Consider the following 15,906-nt stretch of genomic DNA (forward strand, 5'->3'; position numbering starts at 1 on the left):
GAAAAAAGATCATTACGCCGGTTACGCAAAGCTGAATCCAACAGTTAGGCCCTGACCTAAACGAAAAGGCGTAAATGCTTGGTTAAAGTGATGCGTGTCGGCAGTGAGGTATTCCCGGTCTATCCAAAGGCTGCTTTGTGGTAAACAGGAACAAATCGCAATCGTTGAAAAACATTAAAATACTTATGAGATTTTCCACAAAACACTTCCTTGCCCTTGTCTATATCTTAGCCTCAGCCTCCAACCTGTTCGGACAGGAAGAGGGCTCCGTGCTAAAGGCTGAAAAAGGAAAATTTTTATTAAAATCGGGCACCTTGGTTACCGTTACTCAGGGGATCCTTGCGGACACCGATCTGCTAATTGAAGACGGAAAGATCAAACGGATTGGGAAAATGCTGCCAGAAGCTGATGCTCAGGTCATTGATTGCAAGGCAAAATTTGTATACCCGGGGTTCATTGATTCCGGTACCCGATTAGGCTTGGTAGAGGTAAATTCTCTGGAAGAAACGCGCGATTACCAGGAAATCGGTCAGGTAACTCCGAATATGCAGGCCCTGGTGGCTGTTAATCCCAATGCGGTTGCCATACCGGTAACCCGCGTTAGCGGGGTTACCACCGTGCTTTCACTTCCATCCGGAGGGCTTTTCCCGGGGACTTCCGCTTTGATCCACCTAAATGGGTACACCCCCGATCAAATGTATGCGGGATTTAAAGGAATCGTTCTGGCATTTCCCAACACAGGCAGAATGGGTCCCAACGATACTCGGAACGAAGAGACTGTAAAAAAGGAGGCCGAAGAGGCCATTCAGCGGCTCGATGAAGTATGGGAAAACGCAGCTGAATACCATAAACTACATAACGCGGGTGCTTCATTAGGATACTATCCGGAAATGGCCCAGCTGGCAAAAGTTCTGAATAAGGAATTGCCCCTCATAATCGAAGTAAATGTAGCAGGTGATATCCTAAGTGCTATTGAATGGATCAAAGACAAAGATATTCGGGTGGTATTCAGTGGAGTGTCTGAAGGTTGGCGGGTGGCGGAACAGCTCGCGAAATCAGGTATACCGGTAATAGCCGGACCCATTTTAGCACTTCCTCCCCGACAATCCGACCGATATGACATCGCTTATGCCAATCCAGGGCTGATGGCAAAGGCTGGCGTAAAAGTGGCCCTTCGCACAAATGAAGCTGAAAATGTAAGAAACCTCCCTTTTCATGCTGGATTTGCAGCAACCTATGGAATGGGACAAGAAGAGGCACTAAAGGCGGTCACGATTCATCCTGCTGAAATATTTGGGCTTGAAATGGAAATCGGTTCGCTTGAAGAGGGAAAAATTGCGAACCTATTTGTGTCAGACGGTGACCCATTTGAACCCAGAAGTCAAATTGTACAGGTTTTTATCCAAGGATACAAAATCCCGCTGACCAATCGTCAAATCAGACTTTATCAGGAATTTTTGGAAAGAAGCCCCGGCTTAGCGAAATGATCCCCTTTATAACTTTGTACAAGGCATTCATTTTATCTGAATGGTCGGTATATTTGTTCCCTGTAATCCTGCTTAAGCCTTTCTTACATCCAAGGAGTTAAACAGGGTGTCTTAACCAGTAACAACTCGCCTTTTGATGAAAAAGACTACCTACCTCTTTCTGTTTGCACTTTCGACCATTTGGTTTTCCTGTAGTGATCCCAATAAAGAAGCGAAAGTGGCTGAGATTATTTCTACCGTAAAAGCAACTCATGCTCCCGATAAGCGGATAGCCCTTTGGGAGATTACTTTTGAAAATGGTTTACTAAAGGGCGAAACCAACCTCCCAGATGCACTAAAGGAGCTCGTTGGCCAAATGGAAGCGAATGGAATACCTTACCAAAATCAGGTGAACATCCTTCCAGATAAGGAGTTAGGTGACAAAACCCTCGCATTGGTCACCATATCCGTAGCCAATATCCGAAGCCAACCCAAGCATTCTGCTGAGTTGGCCACCCAAGCCCTCCTTGGAACGCCATTAAACGTGCTTAAGCAGGAAGGCAGTTGGTATCTGGTTCAAACACCAGAGGGATATATTTCTTGGGTAGATGCAGCCGGAATTGCCCTAAAGTCTACCGAGGAGATGGCTGCGTGGACAGAAGCAGAGAAACTGGTATACACCGAAATGTTGGGGGTTCTATTTTCTAAGCCAGACCTGACGCAGTTGCCCGTTTCAGACCTGACGGCTGGAAATATGCTGAAACACCTGGGTGAGGAAGGAAACTTCTATTTGGTAGAGCTTCCGGACGGTAGAAAAGGATATGTGTCACAGGATGAGACCTTGCCCTATGTTTCCTGGCTAGCCTCTCGGGAGTTGTCGGATGAAAACCTGATCGCGACGGCCAAGCGCATGATGGGTGTGCCCTACCTATGGGGCGGTACTTCTCCCAAAGGAGTGGACTGTAGTGGATTCACCAAGACTGTTTTTTTTCTCAATGGAATGATTATCCCTCGTGACGCTTCGCAGCAGGTAAACGAAGGACAGGAAGTGGACACCACTAAAAACTGGGAAAATCTGGAGGTTGGAGATCTGCTGTTTTTTGGCGTACCGGCCGCCGAGGACAAGCCAGAACGTGTGGTACATGTGGGCATGTGGATAGGTGACCAATCGTTCATCCACTCCAGGGGAAGGGTACGTATCAGTAGCTTTGATCCCAATGATGAAAACTATGACGAGTATGAATTAAACCGATATCTGCGAACCAAAAGAATTCGCCATAGTACAGGTGATAAACTTTGGAAGGTAAATAGTCTGATTCACTAGTTGCCTCCAATAAACGAATCAGTGGTTTGGGGTGATAAAAGAAAGAGTGAATAACCTAAAATATTGATTCCGTGATTCCGTCTTTATCTTTAGTGAAGGACCGGTTATTGTCTCCATTAGATTAAGCTCGAAAATTCGATGCCGCACCCAAGGGATACCGTCACGATGCAAGCAACTCGTGATCGAATGACTATCATATCAGCGGTCTTTTGCCAGTAAGTGGCCATTTGACCGATAAATACTACGATTAAAACATGAAAAACCTTCTTACTCTTCTGCTATTTATCCTGACCAGCTCATACCTAGAAGCGCAGGAGCTCCATTATGGATTTTCCAATTCAAATTTGGCTACGCAAAAACAATTGGAGGAGCAGTTCTTGGAACTGGTCGACTTTTCCCGCTTCCGTGTTCACTTAGAGGTTACCGCTTCTGAACCGCATGTGGCTGGCAGCGAAGCCAACCACAAAGTAGGAAGGTATTTGGTCGAAACCATGGAAGCCGCGGGATGGGAGGTCAAGAGCTACCCATACGACGTGTACCTGGCGGCGGAACCTGGAGAGTCATTCGTAGAGATCGTCACGCCACAGAGAAAGCCGCTTAATCAGCAGGAATACATCCTGTCGGAAGACCCCTATTCCAATCATCCAGCATTGGAGAAAGGATGGAATGCCTACTCCGGTAGTGGGGATGTCACCGCAGAGATAGTATATGCCAATTACGGAACGAAGGCGGATTTCGAAAAGCTAAAGGCACTCGGTATTTCGGTAGAGGGAAAAATTGTGATTGCCCGGTATGGTGGCAACTTTAGGGGCTACAAGGCCAAGTTTGCCGAAGAATATGGAGCTGTTGGTTTACTTATATTCACAGACCCAGCCGATAGTGGGTACGCAAAAGGATTGGTGTACCCTGAAGGCATTTACTATAACGAGAGCTCCGTGCAGCGGGGTTCCCTATTGACCGTACCATTTACCGGTGACCCCTTGACACCCTTTCAGCCTGCTTTACCCCTAGATGGAAATAAGCAGGTAGCCAGAAATAGTCCAAAAGAAGCGGGGCTTCCCAACATCCCGGTTTCCCCAATTCCCTACGCGTCTGCAAGGGAAATCATCGGTGCCATGAAAGGACAGCCGGTGCCGGCGGGCTGGCAGGGTGGCCTACCCTTTACTTACAGGGTTGAGGGCGGGGAAGCCCTTACAGTCCGGATAAAGGTCGAGCAAAAGCGGGACTTTGTAAGGATAAACAACGTAGTCGGTATGTTGGAGGGTAGTACTTATGCAGATGAGTGGGTTATCCTTGGCTGTCACTATGATGCATGGTCTTTTGGTGCCACGGACCCGAACAGTGGTACATCCATGCTTCTATCCCTAAGCGAAACACTGGGGAAAATGGCCAAAGCAGGTAAAAGACCTAAACGATCCATCCTTATTGCCCACTGGGATGGAGAGGAACATGGAGTGATCGGATCTGCGGAATGGGTAGAGCAATTGAAGGACGAGCTACAAGCCAAAGCCGTTGCCTACCTGAATTTTGATGGCGCGGTGTCAGGTAAAAATGTCGGAGGGGCGTCCTCTCCCACCCTCAAATACCTGATGGGAGGAGCTACCAAATCCGTGAAGCTTCCAGATTCGGATCAAACTATCTTCGACACATGGGCAGGAGAGAATGCCGAACCACCGATCAGGCCTTTGGGGGGTGGCTCAGATCACATCGCCTTTTATATGTTTGCTGGTATCCCTTCACTTAGTGGAGGCGCTGGAGGCCCTACCCTCTACCATACCAATTACGATAATCTGCACTTTTACGAAAAATTTGCCGATTCCAGCTTCAAAATGGGTGGTACCGTAGAACAATGGGTAGGGATCATGGCCCTTCGTGCAGCAAACGCAGATGTAATACCCTACAAGCCAACGCAATATGCAGAAGATTTAAAAGCCCATTTTGATCAGGCAGAGTCACAGATTTCCACATTTTCCGATGATTTCCCCGGCTTTACCCGCTCAAAAACGGCGATTGCAACGTTGGCTAGCCAAGCAGAAAAATTTGAACAGGCGGTGGAGGTTGCCCTTGCAAAAGACAAACTATCCAATAGGCAGCTAAAGCGCCTTAACCAACAATTACTGGAGTGGGAAAAGAGCTTTCTTGCTAAAGAAGGTATGCCATTCGGAAGTTGGTATAAGTCATTATATGGGTCTACTGATCCTTTTAGCGGATATGCTTCATGGGTGTTACCGGCCATTCAATACTACATTGAGCTAAAAGACCTTACTGCCATGGAAAAATGGGACATCAATTATTCCGAGGCTATTCAGCTACTTTCGAAAAAAATAGAAGCTTCTGCAGAACTAGTGGGAAATGACTAATCCGGCAGGATCAAGGAATGTACAAAACGTGGTAAAAGGCGAAGGTACCGTCTACTCCATTCTGTTCACCATCAGCTTTGCACACTTTCTAAACGATTTGGTGCAGTCCGTAATTCCAGCAGTCTATCCATTGCTGAAAGACAACTACGCGTTAACCTTTACGCAAATAGGGTTGATCACCTTCACGTTTCAGGCCACTGCTTCGCTGCTTCAACCCTTTGTAGGGTACTTTACTGACAAAAAGCCGCAGCCTTTCTCTCTACCGATCGGGATGGGTTTTTCCCTACTCGGCCTCCTTCTTTTGGCGGCTGCGGGATCCTATTGGGGGATTCTAGCGGCTGTCGGATTGGTAGGGATGGGATCGTCGGTTTTTCATCCGGAATCCTCGCGGGTAGCCTATTTGGCTTCTGGTGGCAGGAGGGGTTTTGCACAGTCAGTATTTCAGATTGGCGGTAACGCCGGTTCAGCCATCGGCCCCTTGCTGGTTGCATTGGTCGTAATGCCCTATGGGCAAGGAAATGTCCGATGGTTTGCCGTCGGGACCCTCATGGCGATAATAGCGCTTTATAAAGTGGGCCATTGGTATAGAGCTAACATTGCCGAAAGAAAGTCCTCGGTCGGAAAATCTTTTACCATAGCCAGTCATGGACTTTCGATGGGAAAAGTGAAAGCCTCGGTTGCCATTCTATTGGTGCTGATCTTTTCCAAATATTTTTACATGGCCTGTATGACTAGCTATTTTACCTTTTTCCTTATCGAAAAGTTTCAGGTCAGCGTGGCCACCTCCCAAATATACCTGTTTGTGTTTCTAGCTGCAATTGCCGCAGGAACTTATCTGGGTGGGCCCATGGGAGACAAATACGGGAGAAAGTACATCATTTGGGTTTCCATCTTGGGATCGGCACCGTTCACGCTACTCCTGCCTCATGTCGGGCTGGGCTGGGTGATCCTCCTTGCGATTTTGATTGGCGTAATATTGGCTTCTGCATTTTCGGCAATATTAGTCTATGCTCAGGAACTTCTTCCTGGTAGGGTAGGCATGATTTCCGGGCTGTTTTTCGGATTTGCTTTTGGCATGGGAGGGCTGGGCTCTGCATTGCTCGGAAAGCTGGCAGATCAGACCGATATCCAATTTGTGTTTTTGGTTTGCTCCTTCCTTCCGTTGTTAGGACTGGTGACTTGGCTGCTCCCTAATTTGAAAGAAAAACGGACTACCTAAGAAAACGCCAGCTAAACCAAAATGTGTGTTGATTGGCAGTCTTTCGGATGGTATGATTGTCAATTAGGAAGTATACTAATAACTGACAAGTAATACTTTACATCAACCAAACCGAATGTTTTATGAAGCGTCACTTTTTTTCGATTAGAACAGCCAACCTCCTTTACTTCGCCTACTTCCTAGTTGGAGTTGACGTGTTTGGCATGCAGCAGAGCAGTCCAAACGACATTTTTTCGACGGTCGTACCCGATACGACAAGGCAAATTTCCCCGCTTTCTTATCAAAATCCCTCGCTATTGGTAGACCTTGGCGTAGGACTATGGGCCTGGCCGCTTCCCATGGATTGGAACGAAGATGGATTGATGGACCTTGTAGTGGTATGTACCGATCGTCCTTCAAATGGAATCCATGTGTTTTTACAAAGTGGTGAAACCGACCCTACTACGCTTTTGCCTATCTTTGAACCCAGTTTTCGTATTGGGGCCGCGGGGAGGTCCCCTCAGATCTCCTACCACGACGAGGGCTATCGGGTCACTACTTCCGGCGCTTACTACCCTGATTTCAAAAACTCAGGCTTCGACCATCCCCAAATGCTGGGAAACCCTGAGAGCATTCATCCCGAAGAGGGAAGAATCCGAGCAAATCAATGGAAATTTGTCGACTTCAACGGCAACGGCGTACTCGATCTGATCGTGGGTACCGGTTTCTGGGGCGAATACGGATGGGATGATGCTTGGGATTCGGAAGGTAATTGGAAAAACGGACCATTGCGCGGCTACACCTATCTTTTGGAAAACCACGGTACCGACGCCCAACCGGACTATGCCGCACCAAGAAGAATCCACACTACATCCGGAGAACCTATAGACGTGTATGGAATGCCCTCTCCAAATTTTGCGGATTTTGATTTGGATGGGGATTTGGATTTATTATGTGGTGAATTTCTGGATGGCTTCACGTATTTTGAAAATGTGGGGAATCGAAACAATCCCCTGTATGCACCCGGAAAAAAGCTTACGATTGCCGGCGTACCACTTCGGATGGAACTTTGTATGATTACGCCCACAGTGGTAGATTTTATAGGCAACGGCATCTTAGACCTGGTCGTTGGAGACGAAGATGGACGTGTAGCCCTCCTTGAGGGAACAGGTGCCGTTTTAAATGGTGTGCCTCAGTTTTTACCTCCTCGGTACTTCAAACAACGGGCCGACAAGGTGAAGTTCGGAGCCTTGGCCGCCCCGGTCAGTGTGGATTGGGACGGAGACGGGCTTGAGGACCTGATCGTCGGAAATACAGCAGGTTATGTGGGGTTTATCAAAAATATGGGAGGAGATCCACCTCTTTGGGCAACTCCTGTATACTTGGCGGATCAACACGGCGTCATCCGGGAGCAAGCAGGTTCTAATGGATCCATTCAAGGCCCGGCGGAAGCAAAATGGGGTTATACCAATCCTTCGGTAGGAGATTGGGACGGAGATGGATTGCCAGACATCGTTACAAATGGAATTTGGGGAAAGGTGCTCTTTTACAAAAATATAGGCACCCGGACAGCCCCAAAGCTCGCTTCGGGTGTGCCAGTAGAAGTCGATTACAACGGCCCCACCCCTACCCCTGACTGGACTTGGTGGAAGCCCGAGGGAAAAGAATTGGTGACACAGTGGCGCACCACTCCCCACCTCATCGATTGGAATGGAGACAGTCTAATGGACCTGGTGATGCTAGATCAAGAAGGGTATTTGGCATTTTTTGAAAGAAAACGAAAATCCGATGGTTCGCTGGGGTTAGCACCGCCCCAACGGGTTTTTTGGGGAGAAGGAGTATCAGCCTACGATGGAAGCGGCCGACCCCAAAATGAAGATTCCGGCCTATTACGGATGAATCAGCGCCAAGCCGGAGGAAGTGGCAGAAGAACCTTTACCTTTTTTGATTGGGACCACGATGGCGTTTTGGACATTCTGGTGAATAGCGCCACCAATGTAAATGTGCTCAAGGGACTCGGAAAAGATTCATCTGGGCGCTGGCGATTCAAGGACAGTGGCCCGGTGCACCATAAATTACTTGCCGCCCATTCCACCACGCCTACCATTGCACAATGGGCTGGAAACCGCTATTTGATTATTGGCGCGGAAGATGGCTACTTCTATTACCTTCCCGTACCTGAAACGCTCAAGTAGGAGCAAAAAGCATATCTATCGTTTAAGCGACGAGGATCTTTCCATCCTTCATGGTCAACATCCGGTCTGACATTTGAGCCAGACTTTGGTTATGTGTCACAATGACAAAGGATTGGCCAAACTCATCCCGGAGTTTAAAAAAAAGTTCATGTAGCGATTGCGAAGAGTGCGTATCGAGGTTTCCACTCGGTTCATCTGCAAAGATGACCGTGGGGTTGTTTATCAGGGCACGTGCCACGGCTACACGCTGTTGTTCACCTCCGGAGAGTTCCGAAGGCTTGTGGTGCAATCTTGGACCTATTCCAAGCAAATCCGCCAATTCGGATGCGCGAGCCTTAAGCGGACTTTCTTTACCTCCTGCGATCAATCCCGGTATGATGATGTTTTCTTCCGCTGTGAATTCCGGAAGCAAATTATGAAACTGAAAGATGAAACCAATCTTTGCGTTTCTAAACCCGGCAAGCTTGTCCCCTTTCAAGCCGGACAGATCTACTTCATCTAGAATGAGTGATCCTTGGTCCGCCTCATCTAAGGTGCCTAAAATATGAAGCAGGGTGCTCTTTCCTGCACCAGAGGCCCCGACAATCGATACGATTTCTCCTTTCTTTATCTCCACATCCACCCCTTTCAATACGTGAAGATCTCCGTAATATTTATGTATGTCTTTCGCAATTACTAACATGTCGGAAATTAACTTGATTTTAAAATGCCGTCTCACAGCGGTTTGAACTTAGCGTTTAAAAGTAACAGTTTTTCGTCTAAATTCTCAATTCATGCAATCAAATCGGTTTTTTTAATGATATTGGCTTGATTGATAAATAGATAAGGAAATGACTGTGAAACCAAGCCGTCTGAATTATCCAACAAATCACAAAAACAGGAAAGGAAACCTTGAATTATCGAAGTTTAGCCATTAACTTCGGGCAAAATTTTATTGGAATTAAAGCAATTCGGATTTAGTCGGGTTCAATGAAGGTCGGGCTGTTTTAAGGGCTTCCATCCCGAAATTATGAGAAGAATAGTAACCACTTAGATACAATTATAACGAGATGAACATACACGAATATCAGGCGAAGGAAGTTCTCAAATCATACGGTGTTAAAATTCAAGAGGGCATTGTGGCCTCCAGTGCCGAAGAGGCAGTAGCAGCAGCAAAGAAGCTAAATGCGGAAACCGGTACTTCTTGGTATGTTCTGAAAGCGCAGATTCATGCAGGTGGACGAGGCAAAGGAACTATCAAAGAAACCGGATCAAGGGGTGTGGTATTAGCCAAATCGCTGGATCAGGTTCCAGAAATTGCCAAAAACATCCTGGGAGGAACCTTAGTGACGATCCAAACCGGTGAAGAAGGTAAAAAAGTGAAGAAAATTCTCGTGGCGCAAGATGTATATTATCCTGGTGAATCAGATCCCAAGGAATATTACCTCTCCATATTGCTTGACCGTGCGACGGGAAGTAATGTAATCATGGCATCCGTAGAGGGTGGGATGGATATAGAAGAGGTTGCTGAGCATTCCCCTGAAAAAATAATCAAAGAGTGGATAGACCCTCAAATAGGTATCCAAGGATATCAGGCTCGAAAGGTAGCCTTTAAGTTAGGTCTCGAAGGCAATGCTTTCAAGGAGATGGTGAAATTTATCCTATCCCTTTACAAAGCCTACGAAAACACAGATGCCTCCCAAGTAGAAATCAATCCGGTTCTAAAGACGTCTGATAACCAGATTTTGGCCGTAGATGCCAAAGTCAACTTAGATGACAATGCCCTTTACAGGAATAAAAATCTCGCAGCAATGAGGGATTTGGACGAAGAAGACCCGCTAGAAGTAGAAGCTGGTGAATCAGGATTGAACTACGTAAAGCTGGACGGTAATGTCGGTTGTATGGTCAATGGTGCAGGATTGGCCATGGCGACAATGGATATGATCAAACTTTCGGGCGGTGAGCCTGCTAACTTCCTGGATGTAGGTGGTGGAGCGAATGCACAGACCGTTGAAGCGGGATTCCGCATCATCTTGAAAGATCCCAAGGTTAAGGCTATTTTGATAAACGTATTTGGCGGCATCGTTCGCTGCGACCGAATTGCAAGCGGGGTGGTTGAAGCCTATAAGTCGATCGGAGATATTCGGGTTCCCATCATCGTGAGGCTTCAGGGAACAAACGCCGAAGCGGGTGCCAAAATCATCGACGAATCTGGCTTAAAGGTGACCTCTGCAATCACGCTGAAAGAAGCTGCGGAAAAAGTGCAACAGGTATTACAAAATGTTTAACACACAGTTTTGAAAGCGCAAAGAAAACACTATCTTTGCGCTCGAATTGCACCCGTAGTTCAACTGGATAGAATATCGGATTTCGGCTCCGAGGGTTGAGGGTTCGAATCCTTCCGGGTGTACATTTATAAAAAGGCACACAAAGCGAAAGCAGGTGTGCTTTTTTTATTTTCCGACTCCTTTGGTTACTATCTTTTTAAAATCTTCATTCCGATATCTCTTCCGTGGCCCTGTACCATCGCCAAATTGATCCAAAACCAGGCCAACTGCTCTAACAAGGCAAACCGATCGTTGCCTCCAATATCGTAACACTCGGCAAAACCCGCATGTTCCGATAACTGCCGGGCAACGAGCTTTCCCTCTAGGCTATCCCCCGCCATGAACATATCCAAAGCCAGCGATCCATACGATGGGTTGCTCATATTATTGTAGCCGGTGGTATTAAAGCACTTTACCACATCGCGCGTCTGAGTATTGGCCAAGATCGCCTCTGATACGGTATCAAATCCGATCGGCCCCCTTCCCAGAATAATATTGCCTGCATCCAAAATGATCTTGCCTGTGGTATCTCCTAGCGATTGTGCGATTTCCACTGCATTGGTAGCGGGTGTCGCCATCAATATCACTTCGCTCTTCGCTACAGCATCCGCAATGGAATAAACAGTGGTGTTAGGATTGCTGAGCAGTTCCGTACCTTTAAAACGCTCCATATCCCTTACTCCCAAATTGATTTCATGCCCCTTATGAGCCCAAGCGGTGGCCAACGCTCCTCCTACGTTGCCCGTACCAATGATCGCGATCTTCATGGTGTATTCGTTAATTTACATGTTACATTACTTTTTAGGGTATTGCTTGGCAAAATCGGCTAAGCCCCGCTGTATTCTTTCTTCCATCTCATCGGACAATTTAACCACACCACCTCCTACCGCATATCTTCCAGAGGACAAATCATTGATCCATCCTAAAACAGCCCATCCTGCGGTCAAAAGGCCTGCGAGGTACGCAAAGTCTTCTTCAACCACTTCGCGCTGCGCTTTGCCTCCAAAATCGCTGTAGGTAAGTGTCGTAATAGGAGCCATACGTACCTTGTATCGTATGGGTTCAAATTCCATTGTATCCAAAAAAACCTCCAGTTCCCGCATCACATCGGCTTGGTTTGCTCCTTGCGTATATGTCTGCCATTGACCACTGGCATAGGTATCCCGGATTTTGTTCCGCTGCTGAAAGTTTGCTGAGTAGGTTATTGCCACTCCGGCATAGCCAAGCTCTAACACTTCCTTCACTTTAGCCAAGATTGTCCGGGCCTGATCCTTTGACGGAATGACTCCGGCACTGTTTCTAAACGGTAATACGAAATTCATAAAGCATCCATGCATAGGTCCTAGTGGTTCTTCTAATGAGGCATTTCAGCACAATACGTTCTCCCCTGTTTTTGCTTTAAATTCATTGATCACAGTAAGATAGCAATAATCCTTGGTTTAATGGACGGGATGGTAAAATTATGTTGCGTGCTTTCCTGACGCTGATAATACGCACTAAGAGGCTTAACGTTTATCCTGCTGTTTGGCTTTCATAAATTTCGTACATCCTAAAAAATTAATCCTAATAAATTAGGTTTTACTAATTATTTAATAGTATATTTATCGACCGATAGAAAGATTTAGTTCCCAAAAAAGTTGCATCCTAAAAACTAAGTGATTAAGTTGTAGAAAAAAAGATTATAACACATGAAATCGAGCACGACGCAAGCGACACACGGAGGGACGATTGTAATTCGTGCGAGATTCCATCTGACCGCTAAAGAACAAATTATAAACAGATGAAAGCATTAACCAAAGCAGAAGAACAGATCATGCAGATCCTTTGGGATCTTAAGGAGGCATACGTAAAGGATGTATTGGAGCGCATGGATGACCCCAAGCCTGCCTATAATACCGTATCCACCTTTATACGAATACTGGAGACTAAGGGCTTCGTAAAGCACCGACCCATCGGCAAGTCGCACCAGTATTATCCCATTGTGACCAAGGATGAATATCGAAGCTTTTCGATACGTCGATTGCTGTCGGGGTATTTTGGAGGATCCTTTACCAAGATGGCAAGCTTTTTTGCAAAGGAGGAAAATTTGGATGTAAATGAAATAGAGCGCATCATGGAGGAAGTGAAAAAGGACGTCAAATGACAGGATGATGGCGGAATTTATCAATTACTTCTGGCAAAGCTTTTTTTGTTTATGCTTCTTTTTTGGAGTGTATTGGGTGTTTTTACGAAATGAGAAGACCTTTCGGTTTAATCGATTCTATTTGTTATTAACTCCTGCACTCGCGCTGCTATTCCCCTTGGTGGAGATTCCGGTAAGTTTTGATAAACCCAGCATATCCCTAGAAAACACCCTCCTAATCAAGTCTCTGCGGGAACAGACAGACATCGAGACCATTGGCACATTTGGACTTCCAGAGGTGACCGTGACCGACACCAAACTCCCCCTTCTGTGGGAAATAAGAGATTATCTCCTCGCGGGTTACCTGACGATCGTTGTTTTTCTAGGATTTAAGCTATTTTGGCAGTACCTCCTACTGAGACAGCTCGAAATGAAGGGATGGTATCAGACAAAATACAAGCTTAAAGGTGCTTATTTTATGATACCCACCTTCGGGCTTGCCCCCGTGTTTTCTTACTTCAACAAGCTTTTCTGGGACGACACTCAGCAGCTGACCCCTCAGGAGGAATCACAGATCATTGCCCATGAACTGGAGCATATCCACCAGAAGCATTCGTGGGACGTAATGTATTATCAAGTACTAAGCATACTATTTTGGTTTAACCCGGTCATCCACCTGATGCGGTTGGCATTGGTAGACCTGCACGAGTATTTAGCAGATGAAAAAGTTATGGGAAAAGTGGGCGACAAGTCTAGTTACCCCAAACTGATCGCCAAAATGGCTTTTAAGGGACTGGATCTTCCTATCGGTAATTACTTTATCCGATCTACTACCTTAAAACGAATTATCATGATGAAAAAGTCCGCTAAAATTAATTGGTTTAAGTTACTGATGGTTATACCATTGACTGCCATGCTGTTTGGGCTGGTCAGTATGAAAACAGAGAAAGGTTTGGTGTTCCTCACCAAATACCATACGCTGGCACCCCATGCCATTAAGCAACAGGTGTTGGGCCTGAAGGACTCATTGGACATAGGCATAAGCGTTCGCACATTGAAGCAGCCGGTGCATTACGAAAAAATAAGTACGTTGGAAAATGGCACTTTAAAAGCACAACTTGGAGAACTGGAGTATGTATTTTCCGGCATCGCCTCTGATGATGAATACCTGAAAGTGCGGGAGTTGATTCAAATTCTACGCGCCAACTCCCAAACGCAAAAAACCTATGAAAACGCCTATCAACGAACCGCGGTAGAAAAGGAGCCAAAGCCAGAGAATGGATGGAAGGAACTGGATGAATTCATTCGATCCCATGTCAGTGTTCCGGAGCACGTAGAGGAACTGGGATTAAGCGGTGTAGTAGAATTGGAGTTTTTGGTAAAAGAGGATGGTGAAATCCTCTATCCGGTTATTCGTAGAAGCTTTGGTGCAGGCATTGACGATCAGGTTTTACAGGCATTGACCCGATCAGATGCCCCTAAATGGCAAGCTGGCCAAATGGAGGGCAAATCAGTTTCCGTTATCATGAATTTTCCAATCGGATTTAATTACGCTAAACCAAACCATCAGGCAGCATCCTTTTTCCCTAAACCCAATACACCAATGCGTCTCCCCGTGCATAACGAAATCGCAGACGGAGAAGTTTATGAAGTAGTGGAATCCATGCCGGTGCCCGCCGGAGGAATGGAGGGCTGGAACAACTATGTAAGCGAGAACCTAAAATATCCAGAACGGGCAATGTTAGGCAATGTGCAAGGTACTGTCTACGTGGTATTCGTCGTAGACCGAGAGGGAAATGTCACCAATCCAGAAATCTTACGGGGCATCGGTGCTGGATGTGACGAAGAGGCACTCCGGCTTGTCCAAAATTCGCCCAGATGGACGCCAGGGATTCAGAGCGGTCAACTTGCTAATGTACAGATTCGGATACCCATCCGTTTTAAACTTCCAGAAAACCTAGGTATGAATTCATCGTTTGACGATCTGGTAACCCAAAATCAAGACAGGCAACTGGATCGAATAGCTCCTAGCGATGAATTCAACAAACACCTTCAGAAAAACCTCAAATACCCCGCCGCAGCTAGGCAAACCAACACTACCGGAACTGTATTGACGAGGCTGGTATTTGACAAAAACGGCAAAATCACCGATTATGAGGTGGTAAAAGGAGCCTCGGAAGAGTTGAACGAAGAGGCTATTCGGTACCTCAAGAACGCACCAAACTGGGAGGTGAAAGATTCAAGAGATCGCTATCAGGCTATATATCCAGTGAAATTCAAATTAGCCGGAGTGGAATCCCTTGATCAACCCTACGAAAAACTTCTCGGTACCGGCGTCGTAGTTGTTGGATATGGTGCTGTTTCCAGCCTAAAATCAGGGAAAGTAGCCGAAGGAGAAGTGATGACCATTCGCGTAGTGAACGAAAAAATCGTCAATATAGGTGGGGAGATCCTAACCATTGACCGTGATTTATCCAACTCAATCGCCTCGTTGCTAAAGCAGTACAATCTGGATCCAATGCAGATTACGGCGCGTTTTGAGGCCGAACCTGAGGTGAAGATGGGAACCATTCAGGACGTTCAGGCAGCCTTGAGAAAAAATGATATCAACCGTGTTCTCTACACATTTTCGCGTCATCAGGACCGTGAGCCAATCAATAAATTACCCAATCCCCCTTCCAATCAACCGCTGTATATTTTGGATGGAAAAATCATAGGTTCTATTGATGTCATAGACCCAGTATCTATCGAATCGATCAGCGTCTTAAAGGATGCAAAGGCCATCAACCTATACGGAGATGCGGCTAAAAACGGAGCAATCATCATTACCTCCAAAAAATAGCCTTCATTTATTCCCTTTGGCATTCCATCAAAACCTGTTAACTTAAGTCCCCTATCGCTTTAAGCAGACAGCATAAAACATGTTTTATGTAAT

The 15,906-nt window shown here is 46.3% G+C and carries 11 protein-coding genes and 1 tRNA gene; 9 read left to right on the forward strand and 3 right to left on the reverse strand.

From position 1 onward, the window contains the following. Positions 1–185 precede the first annotated feature (185 nt). The 5 genes from IAQ59_RS00180 to IAQ59_RS00200 all read left to right on the forward strand — a co-directional run bounded on the left by IAQ59_RS00180 (position 186) and on the right by IAQ59_RS00200 (position 8,543). Positions 186–1,487, forward strand: coding sequence for an amidohydrolase family protein (locus IAQ59_RS00180; RefSeq protein ID WP_209328753.1), 1,302 nt, complete (start codon positions 186–188; stop codon positions 1,485–1,487). A 136-nt stretch (positions 1,488–1,623) separates the two neighbouring features. Then, a complete protein-coding gene (locus IAQ59_RS00185) occupies positions 1,624–2,790 on the forward strand; it encodes a C40 family peptidase (protein WP_209328754.1) in 1,167 nt (388 codons plus the stop codon). A gap of 254 nt (positions 2,791–3,044) precedes the next feature. Next, positions 3,045–5,150 (forward strand): M28 family peptidase, encoded by a 2,106-nt coding sequence (locus IAQ59_RS00190; protein WP_209328755.1) that lies wholly within the window; start codon positions 3,045–3,047, stop codon positions 5,148–5,150. Further along, on the forward strand, positions 5,143–6,369 hold the full coding sequence (locus IAQ59_RS00195) for an MFS transporter (RefSeq protein WP_209328756.1): 1,227 nt from the start codon (positions 5,143–5,145) through the stop codon (positions 6,367–6,369). The genes IAQ59_RS00190 and IAQ59_RS00195 overlap by 8 nt, the downstream gene beginning before the upstream one ends. A 122-nt stretch (positions 6,370–6,491) precedes the next feature. Next, positions 6,492–8,543, forward strand: a complete 2,052-nt coding sequence (locus tag IAQ59_RS00200) for an FG-GAP repeat domain-containing protein (RefSeq protein WP_209328757.1) — start codon at positions 6,492–6,494, stop codon at positions 8,541–8,543. A gap of 22 nt (positions 8,544–8,565) precedes the next feature. On the opposite strand, the gene IAQ59_RS00205 is transcribed toward IAQ59_RS00200, so the two are convergent. Continuing rightward, the gene (locus tag IAQ59_RS00205) at positions 8,566–9,225 is read right to left on the reverse strand and encodes an ABC transporter ATP-binding protein (protein WP_209328758.1); all 660 of its coding nucleotides are present in this window, start codon (positions 9,223–9,225) and stop codon (positions 8,566–8,568) included. A 367-nt stretch (positions 9,226–9,592) separates the two neighbouring features. Here IAQ59_RS00205 and sucC point away from each other — a divergent pair, with 367 nt between their 5' ends. After that, the gene (gene sucC / locus IAQ59_RS00210; RefSeq protein WP_209328759.1) at positions 9,593–10,810 is read left to right on the forward strand and encodes an ADP-forming succinate--CoA ligase subunit beta; all 1,218 of its coding nucleotides are present in this window, start codon (positions 9,593–9,595) and stop codon (positions 10,808–10,810) included. Positions 10,811–10,858: 48 nt separating this feature from the next. Then, positions 10,859–10,932, forward strand: a tRNA-Arg gene (locus IAQ59_RS00215). Positions 10,933–10,998: 66 nt separating this feature from the next. Here the strand turns inward: IAQ59_RS00215 and IAQ59_RS00220 are convergent. Together IAQ59_RS00220 and IAQ59_RS00225 are read right to left on the reverse strand one after the other, a co-directional pair. Then, positions 10,999–11,616: an NADPH-dependent F420 reductase gene (locus tag IAQ59_RS00220; RefSeq protein WP_209328760.1), complete on the reverse strand. Its 618-nt coding sequence runs from the start codon at positions 11,614–11,616 to the stop codon at positions 10,999–11,001. A 27-nt stretch (positions 11,617–11,643) separates the two neighbouring features. Next, complete coding sequence (locus IAQ59_RS00225) at positions 11,644–12,171, reverse strand: hypothetical protein (RefSeq protein ID WP_209328761.1); 528 nt, start codon at positions 12,169–12,171, stop codon at positions 11,644–11,646. A 458-nt stretch (positions 12,172–12,629) separates the two neighbouring features. Here IAQ59_RS00225 and IAQ59_RS00230 point away from each other — a divergent pair, with 458 nt between their 5' ends. Together IAQ59_RS00230 and IAQ59_RS00235 are read left to right on the forward strand one after the other, a co-directional pair. Next, the gene (locus IAQ59_RS00230) at positions 12,630–12,992 is read left to right on the forward strand and encodes a BlaI/MecI/CopY family transcriptional regulator (protein WP_209328762.1); all 363 of its coding nucleotides are present in this window, start codon (positions 12,630–12,632) and stop codon (positions 12,990–12,992) included. Between the two features lie 121 nt (positions 12,993–13,113). Further along, positions 13,114–15,813: a TonB family protein gene (locus IAQ59_RS00235; RefSeq protein ID WP_245189326.1), complete on the forward strand. Its 2,700-nt coding sequence runs from the start codon at positions 13,114–13,116 to the stop codon at positions 15,811–15,813. Positions 15,814–15,906: the final 93 nt, after the last annotated feature.

The sequence above is a fragment of the Lunatimonas salinarum genome (assembly GCF_017811155.1).
GTDB lineage: Bacteria > Bacteroidota > Bacteroidia > Cytophagales > Cyclobacteriaceae > Lunatimonas > Lunatimonas salinarum.